The sequence below is a fragment of the Paenibacillus sp. FSL M8-0142 genome (assembly GCF_038597315.1).
Lineage (GTDB): Bacteria > Bacillota > Bacilli > Paenibacillales > Paenibacillaceae > Paenibacillus_AQ > Paenibacillus_AQ lactis.
In genome coordinates this window covers 4,831,242-4,850,659 of sequence record NZ_CP152008.1, presented here as the reverse complement: position 1 = coordinate 4,850,659, position 19,418 = coordinate 4,831,242, and the positions used below count along the sequence as shown (strand labels likewise).

Genomic DNA, 19,418 nt, shown 5'->3' with positions numbered 1-19,418 from the left:
GCCCACGCCAAGACATTTTACGAAGACTAGCAGGAACTTGAAGGTTTGAGCGCGAAATGTACTAGGATGGGAGGGACAGGTCTTATGGCTGTAAAATCCAATCATGTGACGATTAAGGGCATTAAGGATGGCCTGGTATTCCTGCTTGACGATCAATGTGAGCTCGACGAGCTGCTCCAGGAGCTTAGGTATAAGCTGGAGCACAGTCACCAGAATATTTTGACCGGACCGATCATTCATGTGGATGTAAAGCTGGGATCCCGTAAAGTATCCGAAGAAGAAAAACAGATGATTCTCGATATATTAAAGCAAAAAGGAAATCTTCTAATCCGCAATGTAGAGTCCCCGCCGATCGAGCCGGAGACCCCTCCCGGCAGCCAGCTGGAGCTGATGACGGGAATCGTGCGATCAGGGCAGGTGCTGCACCATGATGGAGATCTCCTATTCCTAGGAGACGTCAATCCCGGGGGCGTCATTACGTGCACCGGTGATATATACATACTGGGCGCGCTGCGCGGAACCGCGCATGCCGGTGTGGACGGCAACGAAGAAGCGATTATTGCCGCTTCGTATTTCGCTCCTACCCAGCTCCGGATTTCTCAAATGATCAGCCGGCCGCCGGACGAATGGGAGACGCGCGAGACGGTCATGGAATTTGCTTATTTGAAGAACGGAAGCATGGAGATCGACAAGATCAGCAACATCTCACGTTTGGGTCGGGATTTTAATGTGTTTAAAGGGGTGTAGTACATGGGAGAGGCAATCGTCGTAACTTCTGGTAAGGGCGGAGTCGGTAAAACGACGACATCGGCGAACATCGGCACAGCTTTAGCACTCTTGGGAAAAAAAGTGTGTTTGGTGGATACGGATATCGGTCTGCGCAATTTGGATGTCGTCATGGGCCTGGAGAACCGGATTATTTACGACATATGCGACGTTGCAGAAGGGCGATGCCGGCTCAATCAAGCGTTGATCAAGGACAAGCGCTTTGACGATCTGTATATGCTGCCTGCAGCCCAGACGAAGGATAAGAACGCGATTTCTCCGGATCAAGTGAAGGATATCGTTCTCGAACTCAAGAAAGAATTCGAATACATCATCATCGATTGCCCTGCAGGAATCGAACAGGGCTTCAAGAATGCAATTGCCGGCGCCGATAAAGCCATCGTCGTTACGACGCCGGAGAACGCAGCCGTTCGGGACGCAGACCGGGTTATCGGGCTTCTGGAGAGCTCCCATGTGGAATCGCCGAAGCTGATCGTGAACCGGATCCGTCCGAACATGGTGAAGACCGGCGACATGCTCGAGATTGAAGATGTGCTGCAGGTGCTGAACATCGATTTGATCGGCATCGTGCCCGATGACGAGAAGGTTATCAAGGCGGCCAATAGTGGGGAGCCGACCGTAATGAATCCGGATTCCCAGGCGGCGATCGCCTATCGGAACATCGCACGCCGAATTCTTGGTGATACCGTGCCTCTGATGCAGATTCATCAGAAAAAGGGCATGTTCACCAAGTTCAAGAAGTTTTTCGGAATGGGTTAAGCGAAGTTTCAGTTTCATATAGAGCAGCAGGGGTATCCCAACAGATCTTGGATCTGGCGGGATACCCCTTTTTTTCTGTTGGAAGCCGCTCGCGTAAGAGGTTCTCAAGAAGGCAACGGCATTTCTACCGGATCCGGCTCATCAAGATGAGCAGGGCTTGTTCTAAACGGCTTTCCCTCCCTCATATGATAGGACAAGAAGAGATCTGCCGAAGGATCTTGAGGCAGACAGACAAACAAGCCCCAAGGGGGAGAGCATATGGACGTTAAATCCTCAGTGAAACATCGTAGGGAAGCCCGAATCCGGGAGCTGCTCGAGGGCGGGCAGCATTCGCTCCCGCCGGACAAGTCGTGGCCGGCGCTGCCTGGACAAGCGGAGACGGTCAAGCCGGAGGCCAAAGAGCCCGAGCGGGCTCAGAATGCGAATGTCAGACCGGCATTGCCCGATCGGTCCTCGGCCGATATGGAGCCGGATCCCGAGCGGCTCTGGAAGCAGCAGGGATATCGCGGCTGGTACGACACTATAGATCCCGGCGACGCTCCGAATCCGCCGCGAAGGGGATCCTTTCTCCCCGGCCTTGTGCGACGCCTCGTCGTGAGCGCGCTGCTGTTCGGCATCGTGTGGGGGATATTTTCCATGCAGCAGCCATGGGCTCTGCGAACGCAGGCCTTTATCATCGAAGGGCTGAGCCGTGAGATGGATTTCCGCGCGGCCCAGGTATGGTACGAAGAGCATTTTGGAGAAGCGCCATCCTTTATTCCGATTTTCGGGCAAACCGATGAGCACTCCACCAAAGTGAATGCATCCACATCGCTCATTCCTCCGCTTGAAGGCAGGTTGGTGCAATCCTTTGCTGTAGATCTGAAGGGAATCGTGCTGGAAGCTGCAGGAGGATCGTTATCCCAGCGGGCGGTCAGAAGCATTGAGACCGGCCGGGTACTGGAGGTGACAGAGCATCCGGAGAACGGGATATCTGTCTTAATTCAGCATACGGGAAACCGGAAGGCGATTTACAGCAGACTGGCGGAGACCGGGCTGAAGGTCAACGATTGGGTGCAGGGCGGAGATCCGATCGGTACCCTCCAATCGACGGATTCGGGCAGCCCCCCGACGCTTTATTTTGTTCTCAAAGAGGGCAACCGGGACGTGGACCCTGCGGAAGTGATGCCGCTTGATTAATTTTAAGGGGACAGCCCTCTCGCTGCATCCGCTTTTTGTCATCGTCATGCTGGCTTCCGTCGTAACGGGACGCTTTCTCGAGCTGCTTACATTATTCATCATCGTCTTTATCCATGAATTAGGTCATGCCGCCGCCGCGGCAGCGATGGGGTTCAAGGTGAGAGCCATTCAGATGCTGCCGTTCGGCGGCGTTGCTGTTATAGAGGACGATGGGCGGATGACCGCATGGAAGGAAATCGTCATCGCGCTTTCAGGTCCGCTCCAAAATGCCATCATGATCGGACTTGCCCTGTGCTGCCGCTGGGCCGGCTGGGGAGACGAGGCGATGCTGGCTTATATTATCCAGGGAAATGTGATGATCGCTCTATTCAATCTCCTGCCGATTCTGCCTCTTGATGGAGGAAAGGTGCTCCAGGCGCTGATCAGTTTAATCGCTCCTTACCACGCAACGCTGGTATGGACTTCCCGGGCCGGCATATGCGGCAGTCTGCTGATGATCGCTTACGGACTTGCTCCCTTATCCTCCGGCGGCGGGATCCGCCTCAACCTGCTGATGATCGGGCTGTTTCTGGCATACTCCAACTTTGAGGATCACCGGAATGTACCTTACCGTTTTCTCCGATTTCTTGTGCAGCGCAGCGAGATTTATGAACGAAATTTGGAGCGGCTCGGACCTGCACAGCCGATCGTAGCCGATTCTGCGAAACCTTTGAGTGATATCATGCGTCTATTTAAAAGAGAGAAGTATCATTTGATATATGTGATGGGCGGACCGGGCCGTTTGCTCGCCGTTGTGCCTGAACAGCATGTCATCTCTTCGTACTTCGCATCAAATGGACCACCCTGATATGCGTAAAATCGTAAACATCATGAGGGAGACACAGGGTGGGCCGATTCTGTCTGCTTCATTCATCCAAATTGTGGTAGGATAGAATCATAGAGTTCGTCTTCCGTTTGTGAGGTGAAGCCATGAGGCAAATGATCGTTCATTGTGAACATGAGAACATTCAGATGGCTCTCATCGAGGATGGGAGATTAGCGGAATTCGCGGTTGAGCGAAATTCCGAGCAGAGCGTAGTCGGAAGCATTTACAAGGGAAAGGTTGTCAATGTGCTGCCCGGGATGCAGGCAGCCTTTGTCGATATCGGACTGAAGAAGAACGCATTTTTATATGTTGATGATGTGCTTCATCCGCATCTTGAGAAACAGCCGAAGCAGAAACCCTCGATCTCGCAGCTGCTGACCGTCGGCCAAGAGCTGATCGTTCAAGTGATGAAAGAGCCGAGAGGAGGCAAGGGAGCCAGGGTGACAACGCATTTCTCCCTTCCGGGCAGATGCATGGTATACATGCCGACAGCCGATTATGTCGCCGTCTCGAAGAAGATCGAGCGCGATGCGGAGCGCAGCCGGCTGAAGGGGATTGGAGAGCAGCTGCGGACCGGGGAAGAGGGCATCATTATCCGGACGGTTTCGGAGGATGAGCCCATCGATTTTATCCGCAGTGATCTTGAGTTTTTAAGGGAAGAATGGGCGAGAATAACGGAAAAGGCACGGAAGCTTCAAGCTCCCGCTTTGCTCCATCGGGATCTTGGCCTTTTGCAGCGCCTGATCAGGGATTCATTTGATCCTTATGAGGATGAGCTCGTGATTGACAGCCTGCCCAAAGCCGAGGAGACGATTAGCTACCTGAAGGACAGCGTCCCGGGCATCGAGCCAAAGGTTATCCATTATTCGGAGAGCGTCCCGCTCTTCCAGGCTTACGGGATTGATGATCAGCTGAAGACCGGCTTCGCAAGAAAGATTGCGCTGCCGGAAGGGGTTACGATCGTCATTGACCAGACGGAAGCGATGACCATTATCGATGTCAATACCGCGAAATATATCGGCGGGGATAATCTGGGCGAGACGATTCTCCAGACCAACCTGCTGGCCGCTCGCGAGATTGCACGCATATTGCGGCTGTGGGACATCGGAGGGATCATCATCGTCGACTTCATCGATATGGAGCGCGAGGAGCATCGGCATCAGGTAGCGGCGGCAATGGAGGAGGCGATCCGGAAGGATCGGAGCAAGACCTTTGTCGTAGGCTGGACCAAGCTGGATTTGCTGGAAATGACCCGTAAGAAAGCGAGAGAGAGCATGCCGCTGCCCTTTGCCAAGCCTTGCGGTGCCTGCGGAGGGAGAGGCTTTGTTCTTCCTTCTGGAGGTTGACGTTGAATAAGGATTATGATATTATCATTGGGTATGTGTGAAGTAATCTATTGCTGCACATGCTGTAACCGCTCCGGTTGGGTTTATAAGCGCTGTTCAGGTATGGACAGTCACCTTTTCCAGGCGAGTCTGAGACATAGGGAGGTGCAAGCAAATGTACGCTATTATCGAAACAGGCGGTAAGCAATACAAAGTTCAAGAGGGCGATGTATTGTTCATCGAGAAGCTGAATGCAGGTGACGGAGAGAGCGTGACTTTCGACCGTGTACTGGCCGTTTCCAAAGAGGACGGACTGGTAGCAGGTACTCCGGTTGTAGCCGGTGCAACTGTGACTGCGAAAGTGGAGAAGCACGGTAAAGGCCGCAAGGTCGTTGTATACAAATACAAGCCGAAGAAGAACTACCACAAGAAGCAAGGTCATCGTCAGCCTTATACGAAAGTAACCATCGAGAAGATCCAAGCGTAAGAGGGTGCGGTAAGTGATTACGGTACAGATCCTGCGCGGGGAAGATGGACGAATCCGTAGCTTTAAGGTTGAGGGACATGCGGGCTATGCCGATCCCGGACAAGATATCGTGTGTGCCGGAGTATCCAGCATCACGGTGGGGACGGTCAATTCCGTCGAGGCTCTTACCGGAATCGTTATGGAGACCCGGATGAAGGGCGGCTTTCTCAGCGCGAATCTTCCGAAGAGTGCAGACGAATCTGCATCGGGTCAAGTTCAGCTGCTTCTCGAGTCGATGGTTGTCATGTTGCAGGGAATTGCCGATTCATACGGCAAATATATACGAATACAAGAATTGACTACTTAAAGAAGGAGGTAGACAACATGTTGAAATTGGATCTTCAGTTATTCGCATCGAAAAAAGGTGTAGGTTCCACGAAGAACGGTCGTGACAGTGAAGCGAAGCGCCTTGGCGTGAAGCGTGCGGACGGTCAAGTTGTGACCGGCGGCAGCATCTTGGTTCGTCAACGTGGTACGAAAATTCACCCAGGCACGAACGTGGGTATCGGTAAAGACGATACTTTGTTTGCGAAAGTGGACGGCGTTGTGAAATTCGAACGTTGGGGCCGTGACCGCAAGAAAGTGAGCGTCTACCCGGTTGAAGTCGCTCCTGTAGCGGCTGCAGTGGAAGCTTAATCGTTTCTTATACTGCTTACAGAAGAAGCCTTTCGGCATCGTTGCCGGGGCTTCTTTTTTTAATTATAAGAAGGGGCTTGCTTCACTCCGTGGGCGGGGTATCCGGTCGTCGAGTTGGTTAGCATCTTCGAAGCCAAGGTGGAGTAACCGTTAGCCTGCAGCGCCTTCGATCGCTGGCCTTCCACCGTAATTCGTATTGAAATTTGCCAAGATCATCATCCAGGGGATGAACCATGCGGAAAGACTGTGATATACTGAGATCTGGTGAATGTAACCAATTGCTGTTGAAAGACGAGGAGAAGCGATGAAATCCTGGATATGGATAACGGCTGGGGCCGGTTTAACCTCAGTCTTGCCGGTAGCATGGATGGTATGGAAGCCTAGTCTCGCAGCGGGTGCCGTAACGGCGATCTGGGCTGCGGCTGCTTCGGTTGGCGCTGCATGGCTTGTGCTGCGGTCGGAGAAGCGCAGGCAGCAGGCGATCGTTCGGAATATGGAGCACGCGTCGATTCGGATGTTGAATCATCACCGACATGATTGGATGAATGAACTTCAAATTTTATACGGCTATATTCAATTAGGCAAGCTTGATAAATCCGTGGCTTGTGTGGAAAGAATAAAAGAGCGGATGGCGCTGGAGAGCAAAATATCCAAGCTGGGCATCCCTTCTCTGGTTTTTTATTTACATTCATACCGGACCTCCGGCAACAATCTGCAGCTGGAAGTTGACATTGTGGATCAAGTCCAGTTGGAAGGCAAGGTCTCGCCAGGAACGGCCGATCGGGTGGCCGAAACGATTATTCGGACGGTCAAGGCTTTCCAGATGAGCGGGAAGGCGTCATGGGGAGAAACCCGGGAGTTAGCGTTAACATTTATGCAGCAGGAGCATGAGCTGATTGTATGGGCACAGGGTGAAGGAGACTTCGGAGAACCCGACAGCTTAAGGCTTCAGATCGAACAAGCCGTACAGGACGAAGGCGTTCGGGTGGAACAGACGGAGCCGGGGGAACCCACGTACCGCTTATACCTGCCGTTAGTGACTTGAGGAAGGTGATATCATGTTTGTAGATAAAGCGAAAGTTTACGTAAAAGGCGGAGACGGAGGAGATGGCCTCATTGCATTCCGCCGTGAGAAGTATGTGCCTGAGGGCGGCCCTGCCGGCGGTGACGGCGGCAAAGGCGGCGATGTCATATTTCGAGTGGATGAAGGACTGCGTACGCTGATGGATTTCCGTTACCAGAAGCATTTTAAGGCCAAGCGCGGAGAAAAGGGACGGAACAAAAGCCAGCATGGCGCCAACGCTGAAAATTTGATTGTGCGCATACCGCCCGGCACGATCCTGATGGATGACGACACGGGCGAAGTGATCGGGGATCTGACCCGGCATGGGCAGCAGGTCGTTGTAGCCAGAGGCGGACGCGGGGGACGGGGAAATATCCGTTTCGCAACGCCAAACAATCCTGCGCCGGAGCTCGCCGAGAACGGTGAAGAGGGCGAAGAGCGATACGTCGTAATGGAGCTTAAGGTTATGGCCGATGTCGGCTTGGTCGGCTTCCCGAGCGTCGGCAAGTCTACGCTGTTATCGGTCGTTTCCGCCGCGCAGCCTAAGATTGGAGCCTATCATTTTACGACCATCACGCCAAATCTCGGTATGGTGGAAGTGGGCGATGGCCGAAACTTCGTCATGGCCGATCTGCCCGGATTGATCGAGGGCGCCCATGAGGGCGTCGGACTCGGACATGAGTTCCTCCGGCATGTAGAGCGGACGCGCGTCATTATTCATGTGGTAGATATGGCCGGTACGGAGGGCAGGGACCCGTTCGAGGATTGGGAGAAGATCAATGATGAGATCAGGCTCTACAATGCGGCTCTGATGGACCGCCCGCAAATTGTGGCTGCCAATAAGATGGATATGCCTGAAGCCGAAGAGAATCTGGCCGTCTTCACCGAGAAGGTAAAGGCGATCCGCCCGGACATTGAAGTTATGCCCATTTCTTCACTGACCCGTCAAGGGATCCAGGAGCTTCTGTACCGAACGATGGATATTCTTGAGAGCATGCCGGAAGAGCCAACGGTGGAAGAGGTGACCGAGGTTGCCGAGCGGAAGGTCTACAAGTTCAAAGCCCAGAATGACAACTCGTTCACGATTACCCGCGACAATGAAATGTATGTCGTGCACAGCGAACGGATCGAGCGGATGCTGAAGCGGATGCAGATGAATTCGCATGACGCGATTCTGAAGCTTGCCCGGACCATGCGCCATATGGGTGTGGACGAGGAGCTTCGCAAGCGCGGTGCAACGGAAGGAACAATTGTACGAATCGGCGATTTTGAATTCGAGTTTGTTGAAGGAAGCAGCTATTATTAAGAGCAGAACAGAAGGATGGAACATCCCCCAATCGGGGCCTTCGAGCGCCGCTGATTTTGTTTGATAAAGAGATACCGCTAAGTCTGTATGCAAGCAGGCTTGGCGGTTTTTTTGTACGCTAAAGAGCGCGAATATGCCCGCATTCCCAAATTTTTCATCCATTTACCAGTCAAATCGTATACAATAGTAGTACATTTGTACCTTTTTTTATTGATCATCAGATCGGACGAACCGTGCAAAAGGAGAGCAGAACTATGGCAATCATTGACGTTGTTAAATTTGAAGGCCCGCCGGATGTGTTTGCTTGGCGTTATCCGAACCAGGAACTGGGCACCTGGACCCAACTTATCGTTCATGAATCGCAGGAGGCGATTTTATATAAGGGCGGCCAAGCCTTGGATTCCTTCTCTGCAGGCAGGCATACGCTAAGCACTGCAAACATTCCGATTTTATCGAATATCATCAATCTTCCGTTCGGCGGCAAATCCCCGTTTACCGCTGAAGTATGGTTTATCAACAAAATGCGCTCACTGGATGTGAAGTGGGGGACGAGCGCGCCGATACAGCTCCAGGATCCCAAATATAATATTATCGTCTCCGTGCGGGCATTCGGACAGTTCGGGGTCCAGATCAGCGATCCGAGAAAATTTTTGGGGAAAATGGTCGGCACGCTGCCAACCTTTGATCAAAGCACCTTGGTCAAATATTACCGGGGGGTGCTTATGTCCAATATTAAGGATATCATCTCCTCGTACATCATTTTCAAAAAAATCAGCGTCGTCGAAATCAGCGCCTATATGACGGAAATATCAAAGCACATTATGGAAGCGATTGCTCCATCGTTCGATGAGATGGGGATTACGCTGCTCAATTTCTTTGTCGATTCCATCAACATACCGGAAGATGACCCCGCGGCTCTTCGAATTAAGGAAGCATTGGCGAAGAAAGCGGAAATGGACATTATCGGCTATACATATCATCAGGAGCGGACCTTCGATACGCTGGAAGGAGCCGCGAAGAATCCCGGGAGCCCGGCGGGAATCATCGGCAGCGGGCTGGGCGTAGGGATCGGCATGGCTGGTCCGGTATATGAGACGATGACCCGAGTGTTAAGGGACACTGAGGTACCGACTGCGGACGGCCCCGGACTGAAGCCAAGAGCCTGTACCGAGTGCGGAACGTTGATCGACGAGCATTCCCGGTTTTGTTCAGGCTGTGGTCAGCCGGCCCATGTGCAGAAGCCGGACAAGCCGGCTCGCGATATTTTGTGCACCGATTGCGGTCATGTGATCCCCCGTCATGCGAAGTTTTGCCTGAACTGCGGAGATCCGTACAGAGCCTGCCCATCCTGCGGCTATGATTATCCGGCGAATGCCAAGATATGCGCGGAATGCGGCGCCCAGCTGCCAATCCCTTGCCGGGAATGCAGCCACTTGCTGGACCCGGGGGCGAAATTCTGTCCGAACTGCGGAGCAAGCCATAGGCTTCAATGCACTAACTGCAATCATGAGGTACAGCCGGGGCAGAAGTTCTGCATGGAATGCGGGCATCGGTTAATGGAAAGTGAAAGCGGTGATCCATCATGACGTCAAGAGTCGCAACTCGAAACGGTTTCTGGTTGGCTGCCGCGATCGTGCCGGTGGCAACGATACTGCTATTCGGTTTTATTGGCGGGCTGACCGATATCAACGCGTGGATGTCCGGCATTGCCATTGGTTTCGCTGAGGCGTCTGTGCTTCTTTTTACCGGATCCTGCATCCATCAACGCAGACGCAAAGCTGCTGCCTCCAAGGCCCCTTTTACGATCGCCATGGGCTTCATTATCGGGGTGTATGCCGTATCCGTCATCCTTGAGGTGATTTTGCTGGGAAACCTGTTTAAGCTCTCAGGGCCGGCGTATCTCAAAATCCATGCGATGACGTTATTGGGATTTGCCGTTGTTTTGGCTTTAGTCTCTCTGATCGGCAGGTATGCATTCGCTCATGAGGAGAAGGAGGGGGAGCACACAGCAAGGAAGCGTGAAACGGTCGCTTGGGTTGGAGCGATCCGGGGAAAGCTGAACCTGCTGTCAGGCGAGGATATCCCCTTGCTGGATCGGGATTTGGCTGAACTGGAGGAGACGCTTCGCTACAGCGATCCCATTCCCCATGCCTCCCTCCATGAAATGGAGCATTTGATCCGGGAGAAAATCGCGGTATTGGAAGATCAGGTGACACTGATCGGTGAAGTCAGCGCCGAAGCCCGCCCGGAGGTGGCCGAGGAAACGGCACGCATGATCCGGGATATCCTCAGAACGGTGCAGGACCGTAATATGCAGCTTTTACATGCAAAAGCAGGTTCTACATAAAAGCAGATCAAGGAGATAACGTATGGGTATGCCTTTGAAACCTTATAAATTGAAATTTTCCACAACCGATGCCCTTATCCTCGTGGCTGCCGTTTTATTTTTTCCGCTAGCGATGGTGCTGGCCGCCATTCGATTGATTGCCACCCAGCGTCGAAACAGCTGCAAGGGGAGAAATTACAGGCTCTTGGGCTGGGTATTGCTAATTACGTTTATGGTCCTTGAGTTTTTGATGATCGTCGGCAGCACCGGCACCGGGGAGACCGGGAGTCTTTCGGAAGTCACGATCTTCTTGGGAATCGTTTTTCTGCTTCCGGCAGTCATTTTGTTCGTGATCGGACACAAGCGGGACCAAAGCTTCGGAATGCTGATCGAGGTTTATACGGATGCCATCGTGCGAAGGAGGCTGTTCCATATCCCGTATATCGCCCAGGCGGTTAGGCAGGGACCGGAGCAAGTGATCCGGGATTTGAATGATATGTTTCGCATGCATTTGCTCCCCCATGGACGGATCGAGAACGGGGTCGTGAAAATCCCGTCCTTGCGGAGCCGAGAAGACTTCAGCGAAACCAGTGGTGCACAGAGCCTTGATGAGCAGCTGAATTCGGTCCTGAATCAAGCAGCCGTGATTTTGACGGCAGAGCGGACGGAGACACCGGAAGAGGACGGCCCGTATTGGATAGAATGCCCCGGATGCGGTGCGAAATCGTCCGTGGCCCGCGGCGAGCACAAGGAGTGCGACTATTGCGGCACGCTGCTGAGGCACAGCAGGATCGGGTAGACGGAGGGTTCGAAAAAGGGGGATCTGCCCAAGCCCCTTCTAAAGCACTGGTCGCCTTGATCGAGTGGCCCCAAGCGTGTAAGGATAAAAGCCGGCCTGCGCGACAAGTCCCTTTTAGGGACTTGTTTGCTACTGCGGCGCTGGATTGGGCGCGACAAGTCCCTTTTAGGGACTTGTTTGCTACTGTGGCGCTGGATTGGGCGCGACAAGTCCCTTTTAGGGACTTGTTTGCTCCTGCAGCGCTGGATTGGGCACAACAAGTCCCTTTAAGGCATGAGCGTTGCATAAAACCTATCACAACTTTTGCTGAAGTTACTATTTCTGTAACTACCTGTATCTTTTTCATGGACAAAACAAAAAAAGGCTCCTAATTTAGAAGACGTAGCACGTTGTCCACGACCTCTAAAAAGGAGTCCAAACCATGGATAACGTAACCCAAAACACTGTCGTTCGTCAACTGCTTTCTTTACTGCCTTTGGATGTACACGATCGACTCCTTCATGCCGATCGCTACGCCAAGAAGCTCACCATCAACAAAAGCATTCTCATTTTCATTCTGGCTCAGCTCAACCATTGGCAAAGCTATATCGAGATGGAAGAACAAATTTATGCACACTCTGAAATTCGGTCCATCCTCGATCTGCCCAGCATCAGCGCAGCCCAATTGTCACGGAAACTCAGCGAAATCCCGACGGAAATCTTGCACATGCTTTTTCTCCATAGCGTTGCCCGTGTCCAGAAGCTGACGGCTCACCAGCAGGGCATTTCTTCAACCATTGGACCTCTGGCACTCATTGATTCGTCGAAAATCACACTCCCCTTGGTACTTGGGGATTGGGCCAGAGTTTCGCATACCTCCAGCGGGGTAAAGCTGCATGTGCGGCTCGTAGCCGCTTCACCCGAAGTGGTATATCCGGACGCTGTCATCCCATCGACTTTAAACGTAGGCGACCGAGCCGGGGCGGTCGAACTGGTCACCGAGCAGGCGGCAACTTATGTCATGGACCGTGGTTATGATAGCTACAAAAACATGGATAACTGGATGGAGCGCGGCATTCAATTTGTCATGCGAATGAGAGATCGCACCTCAATCCATGTTGTGGAGGAACGAGAAATCCCTCCAGGAAGTCCGATCACACGAGATGCTCTTGTGAACGTAGGTAGCGGTTGGCGCAAGATGAAGGAACGAGTCCGGCTCGTAGAGTTTTATGATGAGCAGGGGCGCTATTATCGCCTACTTACCTCTCGACAGGACATAACGGCCGAAGAAGTAGCTCATATCTACAAATGCCGATGGCTTATTGAACTTTTCTTTAAATGGATAAAGCAGCATCTGCGCCTAAAAAAACTGCACAGCTATAAGCCGCAAGCGATATGGAACCAGATTTACCTTGCGCTGATCGCTTACGTGCTGGCACAGTATATGCAGCTACGTCTAGAAACCAAGAAAAGCGTTTGGCGTGTCCTTGAATTGTTTCGAATTCACATGTATCATCCGTGGTCCCAGTTCTTGAACGCTCTGTTTCGAGCACCTACGCGAACAACTTCTGGAAAGCCACGCGGTGCACCAAGGAAGGTACCTGAATTACGAACGAGCGTTGGCATTTTTAAAACAAGCAAAGTGACTTAGGAAACGAAAATCTTGCACAAAATACATTTTATGGGAAAACGTAGCTACATTTAAGAAGTGTTGGATCTTTTAGTGTAATTCTCGAAAAAACAACTGTAAATTAATTGTTCTTATTCAGATTTCATCCAAGTGCTTGCAGATGTAAAGATTTATGCAACGCTCATGCCTTTAAGGGACTTGTTTGCTATTTCAGCGCTGGATTGGGCGTGACAAGTCCCTTTTAGGGACTTGTTTGCTCCTGCAGCGCTGCATTTGGCCCCACAAGTCCCTTTTAGGGACATGTTTGCTGTCGCGGGCCCGAGTACTTCATTCTCAACTTTAAGCGTAGTATGGGCGTTTTTTCTTCGCTAAATTTACATTTTTACAGGGTTAACGATGAGTTCCTATAAAATTTGCGATATAGTATAGGTTATAGCCTGGACATGAAGATGCTGCCAACGCGAAAAAAGGGACATTTATGTATTGCCCTTGCCCGATATATCCAGTATAATGTCCACTATACGAAAACAGTAGTCTTTGAGGAGAGGACGTTTTGTGAAGGAACGCTATTATTTGGTCCGGGAAGACATCCTTCCCGAAGCTGTGGTCAAAACGATGCAGGTGAAGAAGCTGCTGGCCTCCGGCGACGTCAAGACGGTCCATGAAGCTGTTGAGCAGGTAGGGCTTAGCCGCAGCGCCTTTTATAAGTATAAGGATGGCATCCATCCGATCAATCAGCTGGAGCGGGATGAAATTGTCACCATATCGATTGATATGGAGCACCGTTCGGGCATGCTGTCAGAGGTGCTTGGATTGGTTGCCGGTGAAGGCGGCAATGTGCTGACCATCCACCAGAGCATTCCTTTACAGGGGATCGCAAACGTGGTGATCTCTGTTGAGGTCTCCCGTTTGATTGAAGAGCTCGACGATTTGTTGGACGGTCTGCGCCGGATCACCGGCGTACGCAAAGTACAGATGATCGGGCAAGGATAATTCGTTTCATGGTTAAGTAAATCGCTTATTGTGATGGGATACGGGAGGTAATTGTAGGAATGAAGCCGGTGAAGATAGGGCTTTTAGGATTGGGAACAGTAGGAACTGGGGTTGTGCGAATTGTAGAAGGTCATCAGGAGGATCTGAGCAGCCAGGTCGGATCACCGATCGTGATCGAGCGGATTGCGGTGAAGCATCTGGAGAAATACCGCAGCGTCAGTGTGGATCAGAGCAAGCTGACGGAGGATCCGTGGGAAGTGATCCGGGATCCGGAGATTGATGTCATTGTGGAAGTTATGGGCGGCATCGATCAGACGAAGACGTACATTTTGGAAGCGCTGGACCGCGGCAAGCATATCGTGACGGCGAATAAGGATCTGATGGCTCTGCACGGCGCCGAGATTTTGGCAAAAGCGCAAGAGAAGCAGTGCGATGTATTCTATGAGGCAAGCGTAGCCGGCGGTATTCCGATTATCCGGACGCTGATTGAAGGCTTCTCATCGGACCGCATTATGAAGATTATGGGGATCGTGAACGGTACGACCAATTATATTTTGACGAAAATGAGCCAGGAGGGCGCATCCTTTGAGGACGTACTGGCTGAAGCGCAGGCGCTCGGCTATGCGGAGGCAGACCCGACCTCTGATGTGGAGGGCCTGGACGCGGCACGCAAGATGGCGATTCTCGGAACGCTTGGTTTCCGGACGAATGTCGAGCTGCAGGATGTATCGGTCAAGGGAATCTCTCAAGTAACCAAAGAAGACATTTCGTACGCCAAACGTCTGGGCTATGAGATGAAGCTGCTCGGCATCGCGGAGCGTCAGGACGACGAGGTCAGCATCAGCGTGCAGCCGACCATGGTACGCACGGGACATCCCATCGCAGCCGTTAACGGTGTTTTCAACGCCGTCTACGTCTATGGGGAAGCTGTAGGGGAGACAATGTTCTACGGTGCGGGTGCCGGCGAGATGCCGACGGCGACCTCCGTTGTGGCGGATCTGGTCGCGATCATCAAAAACTTGAAGCTTGGCGTGAACGGTCTGAAAGCGATCGTTCCGTATAAACCGAAGAAGCTTAAGACGGATGAGCAGATTTCGTATAAAAACTTCATTCTGCTGCATGTCGATGATAAAGCGGGTGTACTCGCCCAAATCACCCAAGTGTTTGCACAGCATGACGTAAGCCTGGAATCGGTCGTCCAGCAGCCGAATGACCAGAATCCGGATGCAGAGATCATCATCGTCACGCACCATGCGAGCAAGGCAAATATGGATAAGGTGCTGAATCATTTCGAGGGCCTGGAGGTTATTCGGCGGATCAAGAGCGTCTACCGCGTAGAAGGCTAACCCATAAGACCGCGAAGTGAGCATCAGAGCCGAGACTATATTTTTTCATAGAAAAGGAGATCATGAGAGATGCCGTACGAAGGACTGCTTCAAACTTATAAAGAATATTTACCCGTTAATGAACAAACCCCGCTGCTGACCCTTAAAGAGGGGAATACGCCCCTGATCCGCGCCGAAAACCTGTCGGAGGAGCTAGGAATCGATCTGCACTTTAAATTTGAAGGCCTGAATCCTACAGGCTCCTTTAAAGACCGGGGAATGGTGATGGCGGTAGCAAAGGCGATGGAGGAAGGCAGCCGCACCATTATGTGCGCCTCGACCGGCAATACCTCCGCTGCAGCGGCTGCTTATGCGGCGCGTGGCGGGTTGAACTGCATCGTTATTATCCCGAACAACAATATTGCCCTGGGCAAACTCGCACAGGCGATGATCTACGGCGCCAAAGTGATTGCCATCGACGGCAATTTTGACCGCGCACTGGAAATCGTCCGGGAGATCACGGCTAAGCATCCGATTACCCTCGTCAACTCCGTGAACCCGTACCGGATTGAAGGGCAGAAGACGGCTGCATTCGAAGTGGTTGATCAGTTGGGAAAAGCGCCGGACGTGCTGGCGATCCCGGTTGGGAATGCGGGCAATATCTCCGCATATTGGAAAGGCTTCAAGGAATACCATGCAGCCGGCAAAGCGGCTTCGCTTCCTAAAATGCTCGGCTTTGAGGCCGAAGGAGCCATGGCCATCGTGAAAGGCGAGCCGATTGCTAATCCGGAAACGGTCGCAACGGCAATCCGAATCGGCAATCCGGCCAGCTGGAAGACGGCGGTTGCTGCAGCCGAGGAGTCCCGCGGCCAGATTAACTATGTAACCGATGAGGAAATATTGGAAGCCTACCGCAAAATCGCGTCACGTGAAGGAATCTTTGCCGAGCCGGGATCCGCAGCTTCGATTGCAGGCGTATATAAAATGAAGCGGGAAGGATATTTTAAAGGCGGGGAATCCGTTGTCTGCGTTCTGACTGGACATGGATTGAAGGATCCGAACATCGCGATTTCAACCGTCAAATCGGAACCGCTGGTCGTATCCGATACGGAGTCCGCAGTCATGGAAGCCATCGCGAAGCTTGAAGGGGCTGCGCAGGTATGAGTTTGTCCCAAGGCGTAAGGGTGAAGGTTCCGGCCAGTACGGCCAACCTCGGTCCCGGATTTGATACGCTCGGCATGGCATTGTCACTATACTCCTGGATCGAGCTGAAGCCGGCTGATCGCACTGAATTTCATCTCTACGGGGACGAGATGAAGGGAGTGCCGGTCGACAAAAGCAATTTGATCTATAAAGTGGCGCAAATGGTGTTCGATGAAGCAGGAGAATCGGTTCCCGAGCTTGAAATATCGATGTATTCCGACATTCCGTTGGCCCGGGGACTCGGCAGCAGTGCTTCCGCCATCGTTGGCGCCTTATTCGCGGCCAATGCGTTGATCGGCTCTCCGTTGTCTGAGGCCAAGCTGTTCGATATGGCGACTGCCCTCGAGAAGCATCCGGACAACGTTGGCGCCTCGTTATTTGGCGGCATTATTACGGCGGTATGGGATGGAAAGCATGCGGATTATATCCGGATCGACCCGCCGGCCCGTCTCGGGACGGTGGTCGTCATTCCGGATTTCCACCTGGCCACGTCCAAAGCACGGGAGGCGCTGCCTGCCCAGGTCAATTTGGCCGATGCCGTATATAATATTAGTCGATCGTCCTTGATGACGGCTGCCCTGTCGGCAGGCCGCCTGGATCTTGTACGTGCAGCGATGCAGGACCGCATTCACCAGCCTTACCGGGCACCGCTCGTGCCCGGGATGCCGAGAATTCTGGCGGAAGCGCCTGATCAAGGCGCACTGGGGGTCGCGCTCAGCGGAGCAGGCCCGACGATCATCGCTTTCGTGGATCGTGACGATCGGCGTGTGGATGATCTCAAGGCTTACTTGGTGAAAGCGATGGAGGCCGAAGGCATTTCGGCCTCGTGCTTCTGTCTGGACCCGGCAGCCGAGGGCGTCCGGACGATGGACGACATCAACAACAGATCCTTTTTGGATATGATTAGAGGGGAAGTTACCGCATGAAAAAAATAGCCTTGTTGCCCTCAGGATCGGTATCTCATGAAGCGATACGATATCTTCTTGGCGATCAGCCTGTCGAGCTGGTCCACTACAAACTGATCTCTGATGTGTTCATGTCTACGGTCGAAGGCAAGAGTGATTATAGCGTCATTCCGATTGAGAATACGATTGAGGGCTCTGTAAGCCTCCATATGGATTGGCTTGTCAATGAGGTGGATATGCCGATGCAGGTGGAGTGGGTGTATCCGTCGATTCAAAATTTGATCGGCAATGCTTCGGAATTCCGCGGACCCGATGGAATGATGGATTTCAGCAAGATTACGAAAATCTGGTCCCATCAGGTTGCGACTGCCCAGTGCCGCCAATTCCTGGCCAAAGCAGCCCCTCAGGCGGAGCTTGAACAGGTTGGCAGCACGTCCGAAGGCGTTAAAATCGTAAAAGAAAATCCGGGCAAAGGGTGGGCGGCCATCGGAACATCCCTCGGTGCAGCGGAGCATGGATTGGATCTGCTCGCAGAGCGGATTACGGATCACGACAACAATTACACCCGGTTCGTGCTGATCGGCCATGAGCCGATCGCCATTGACCGTTCACCGGAGCATGTCAAGACGAGCATTCTGGTTACGCTGCCGGAAGATGTGCCGGGTGCGCTGCATCAGGTGCTTTCGGCATTTGCGTGGAGACGGCTGAACCTGACCCGAATCGAATCCAGGCCGACCAAGAAAAAGCTCGGCAACTATTATTTCTATATTGATGTAATGGCTCCGGCCGATTCCGTTCTGTTGACGGCCGCCATGGGAGAAATCGAAGCGCTCGGATGCCAAGTCCGCACGCTTGGATCGTATCCGGGTTACGCCTACGAAAGCGAGAAATTGGGGGTAAAGTAAATGTCTGAGCAATGGATCTATTTAGACGGAGAATTTGTCACGAAAGAGAATGCGAAAGTTTCGGTATTTGATCACGGCTTCCTGTACGGGGACGGCATTTTCGAAGGCATCCGGATTTATAACGGCAACATCTTCAAATGCAAAGAGCATTTGGACCGTTTATACGATTCGGCCAAGTCTATCGATCTAGTTATTCCATTGGCCTACGATGAGCTGCTGGAGGCAATGGCGGAGACGATTCGCCGCAACGATATGAGAGACGGCTACATCCGCCTCGTCGTGTCGCGCGGTGCCGGCAATCTGGGGCTTGATCCACGTCGCTGCCCGAAACCGACGGTGTTGATCATTGTCGAACAGTTGGCAATCTATTCTGAGGAAGCTTATTTGAACGGCTTGCGGGCGGTTTCTGTGGCCCAGCGCAGAAACATTCCGGATGCGCTCAATCCGAAGATCAAGTCGCTGAACTATTTGAACAACATCCTCGTTAAGATCCAGTCAAACTTCGCAGGGGCCGATGAAGCCATTATGATGAACGCTCAAGGGTATGTTACGGAGGGTTCGGGAGACAATATTTTTATCGTGAAAAATGGTGTCGTCACAACGCCGCCTTGTTACCTGGGCGCACTTGAAGGCATTACGCGCCAGGCGATTATCGAGCTGTGCGGCAAGCTTGACATTCCGCTTAAGGAAGAGCCTTTCAGCATGCATGATGTGTATATCGCCGACGAGGTATTTTTCACAGGTACGGCCGCCGAGGTCATCGCTGCACGCGAAATTGACGGGCGCACCATCGGAAAAGGGCAAGCGGGTCCGATTACGCTCCGATTGCTTGAAGAATTCCGGAAAATCGTTGAGATTGACGGGTATAAAGTTTGGGAATCCTAAAGATTACGGACAAGTAAATCAAG

General features: G+C 52.5%; 20 protein-coding genes and 1 other annotated feature. All 20 genes read left to right on the top strand.

The genetic code is table 11. The features are described 5' to 3' along the window. Positions 1-84: 84 nt before the first annotated feature. A complete protein-coding gene (gene minC, locus NSQ46_RS22355; RefSeq protein WP_007130724.1) occupies positions 85-747 on the top strand; it encodes a septum site-determining protein MinC in 663 nt (220 codons plus the stop codon). Between the two features lie 3 nt (positions 748-750). Beyond that, positions 751-1,545, top strand: coding sequence for a septum site-determining protein MinD (gene minD / locus NSQ46_RS22350; RefSeq protein ID WP_007130723.1), 795 nt, complete (start codon positions 751-753; stop codon positions 1,543-1,545). A gap of 258 nt (positions 1,546-1,803) precedes the next feature. Continuing rightward, the gene (locus tag NSQ46_RS22345) at positions 1,804-2,724 is read left to right on the top strand and encodes a M23 family metallopeptidase (RefSeq protein WP_144870438.1); all 921 of its coding nucleotides are present in this window, start codon (positions 1,804-1,806) and stop codon (positions 2,722-2,724) included. After that, positions 2,717-3,571, top strand: coding sequence for a M50 family metallopeptidase (locus NSQ46_RS22340; RefSeq protein WP_007130721.1), 855 nt, complete (start codon positions 2,717-2,719; stop codon positions 3,569-3,571). The genes NSQ46_RS22345 and NSQ46_RS22340 overlap by 8 nt, the downstream gene beginning before the upstream one ends. 122 nt (positions 3,572-3,693) lie before the next feature. Further along, the gene (locus tag NSQ46_RS22335; RefSeq protein WP_210095141.1) at positions 3,694-4,935 is read left to right on the top strand and encodes an Rne/Rng family ribonuclease; all 1,242 of its coding nucleotides are present in this window, start codon (positions 3,694-3,696) and stop codon (positions 4,933-4,935) included. Positions 4,936-4,991: 56 nt separating this feature from the next. Continuing rightward, positions 4,992-5,076 (top strand) — a sequence feature (ribosomal protein L21 leader region). A 13-nt stretch (positions 5,077-5,089) separates the two neighbouring features. Then, positions 5,090-5,401 (top strand): 50S ribosomal protein L21, encoded by a 312-nt coding sequence (gene rplU, locus NSQ46_RS22330; protein WP_007130719.1) that lies wholly within the window; start codon positions 5,090-5,092, stop codon positions 5,399-5,401. Between the two features lie 13 nt (positions 5,402-5,414). Next, positions 5,415-5,747 carry a ribosomal-processing cysteine protease Prp gene (locus NSQ46_RS22325; RefSeq protein WP_007130718.1) on the top strand — a complete coding sequence of 111 codons (333 nt, stop codon included), beginning with the start codon at positions 5,415-5,417 and terminating at the stop codon, positions 5,745-5,747. Positions 5,748-5,764: 17 nt separating this feature from the next. Continuing rightward, a complete protein-coding gene (gene rpmA / locus NSQ46_RS22320) occupies positions 5,765-6,076 on the top strand; it encodes a 50S ribosomal protein L27 (RefSeq protein WP_007130717.1) in 312 nt (103 codons plus the stop codon). Positions 6,077-6,380: 304 nt separating this feature from the next. Then, positions 6,381-7,121 carry a Spo0B domain-containing protein gene (locus NSQ46_RS22315; RefSeq protein ID WP_007130716.1) on the top strand — a complete coding sequence of 247 codons (741 nt, stop codon included), beginning with the start codon at positions 6,381-6,383 and terminating at the stop codon, positions 7,119-7,121. Between the two features lie 13 nt (positions 7,122-7,134). After that, positions 7,135-8,445: a GTPase ObgE gene (gene obgE, locus NSQ46_RS22310; RefSeq protein ID WP_007130715.1), complete on the top strand. Its 1,311-nt coding sequence runs from the start codon at positions 7,135-7,137 to the stop codon at positions 8,443-8,445. Positions 8,446-8,699: 254 nt separating this feature from the next. Beyond that, on the top strand, positions 8,700-10,031 hold the full coding sequence (locus NSQ46_RS22305) for an SPFH domain-containing protein (protein ID WP_144879859.1): 1,332 nt from the start codon (positions 8,700-8,702) through the stop codon (positions 10,029-10,031). After that, complete coding sequence (locus NSQ46_RS22300) at positions 10,028-10,792, top strand: hypothetical protein (protein ID WP_210095139.1); 765 nt, start codon at positions 10,028-10,030, stop codon at positions 10,790-10,792. Before NSQ46_RS22305 ends, NSQ46_RS22300 begins: the two co-directional genes overlap by 4 nt. 28 nt (positions 10,793-10,820) lie before the next feature. Further along, positions 10,821-11,570, top strand: a complete 750-nt coding sequence (locus NSQ46_RS22295; protein WP_251537025.1) for a hypothetical protein — start codon at positions 10,821-10,823, stop codon at positions 11,568-11,570. 421 nt (positions 11,571-11,991) lie between these two features. Further along, complete coding sequence (locus NSQ46_RS22290; protein WP_342574451.1) at positions 11,992-13,200, top strand: IS4 family transposase; 1,209 nt, start codon at positions 11,992-11,994, stop codon at positions 13,198-13,200. A 534-nt stretch (positions 13,201-13,734) separates the two neighbouring features. Then, on the top strand, positions 13,735-14,172 hold the full coding sequence (locus tag NSQ46_RS22285; RefSeq protein WP_077569210.1) for an ACT domain-containing protein: 438 nt from the start codon (positions 13,735-13,737) through the stop codon (positions 14,170-14,172). Between the two features lie 59 nt (positions 14,173-14,231). After that, positions 14,232-15,518 (top strand): homoserine dehydrogenase, encoded by a 1,287-nt coding sequence (locus tag NSQ46_RS22280; RefSeq protein WP_213617297.1) that lies wholly within the window; start codon positions 14,232-14,234, stop codon positions 15,516-15,518. Positions 15,519-15,587: 69 nt separating this feature from the next. After that, complete coding sequence (gene thrC / locus NSQ46_RS22275) at positions 15,588-16,661, top strand: threonine synthase (RefSeq protein ID WP_028407032.1); 1,074 nt, start codon at positions 15,588-15,590, stop codon at positions 16,659-16,661. Further along, positions 16,658-17,626 carry a homoserine kinase gene (gene thrB / locus NSQ46_RS22270; protein ID WP_028407031.1) on the top strand — a complete coding sequence of 323 codons (969 nt, stop codon included), beginning with the start codon at positions 16,658-16,660 and terminating at the stop codon, positions 17,624-17,626. Before thrC ends, thrB begins: the two co-directional genes overlap by 4 nt. Beyond that, the gene (pheA, locus tag NSQ46_RS22265; RefSeq protein ID WP_007130707.1) at positions 17,623-18,510 is read left to right on the top strand and encodes a prephenate dehydratase; all 888 of its coding nucleotides are present in this window, start codon (positions 17,623-17,625) and stop codon (positions 18,508-18,510) included. Before thrB ends, pheA begins: the two co-directional genes overlap by 4 nt. Beyond that, a complete protein-coding gene (gene ilvE, locus NSQ46_RS22260) occupies positions 18,511-19,395 on the top strand; it encodes a branched-chain-amino-acid transaminase (RefSeq protein ID WP_007130706.1) in 885 nt (294 codons plus the stop codon). It abuts the gene before it with no gap. Positions 19,396-19,418 lie beyond the last annotated feature (23 nt).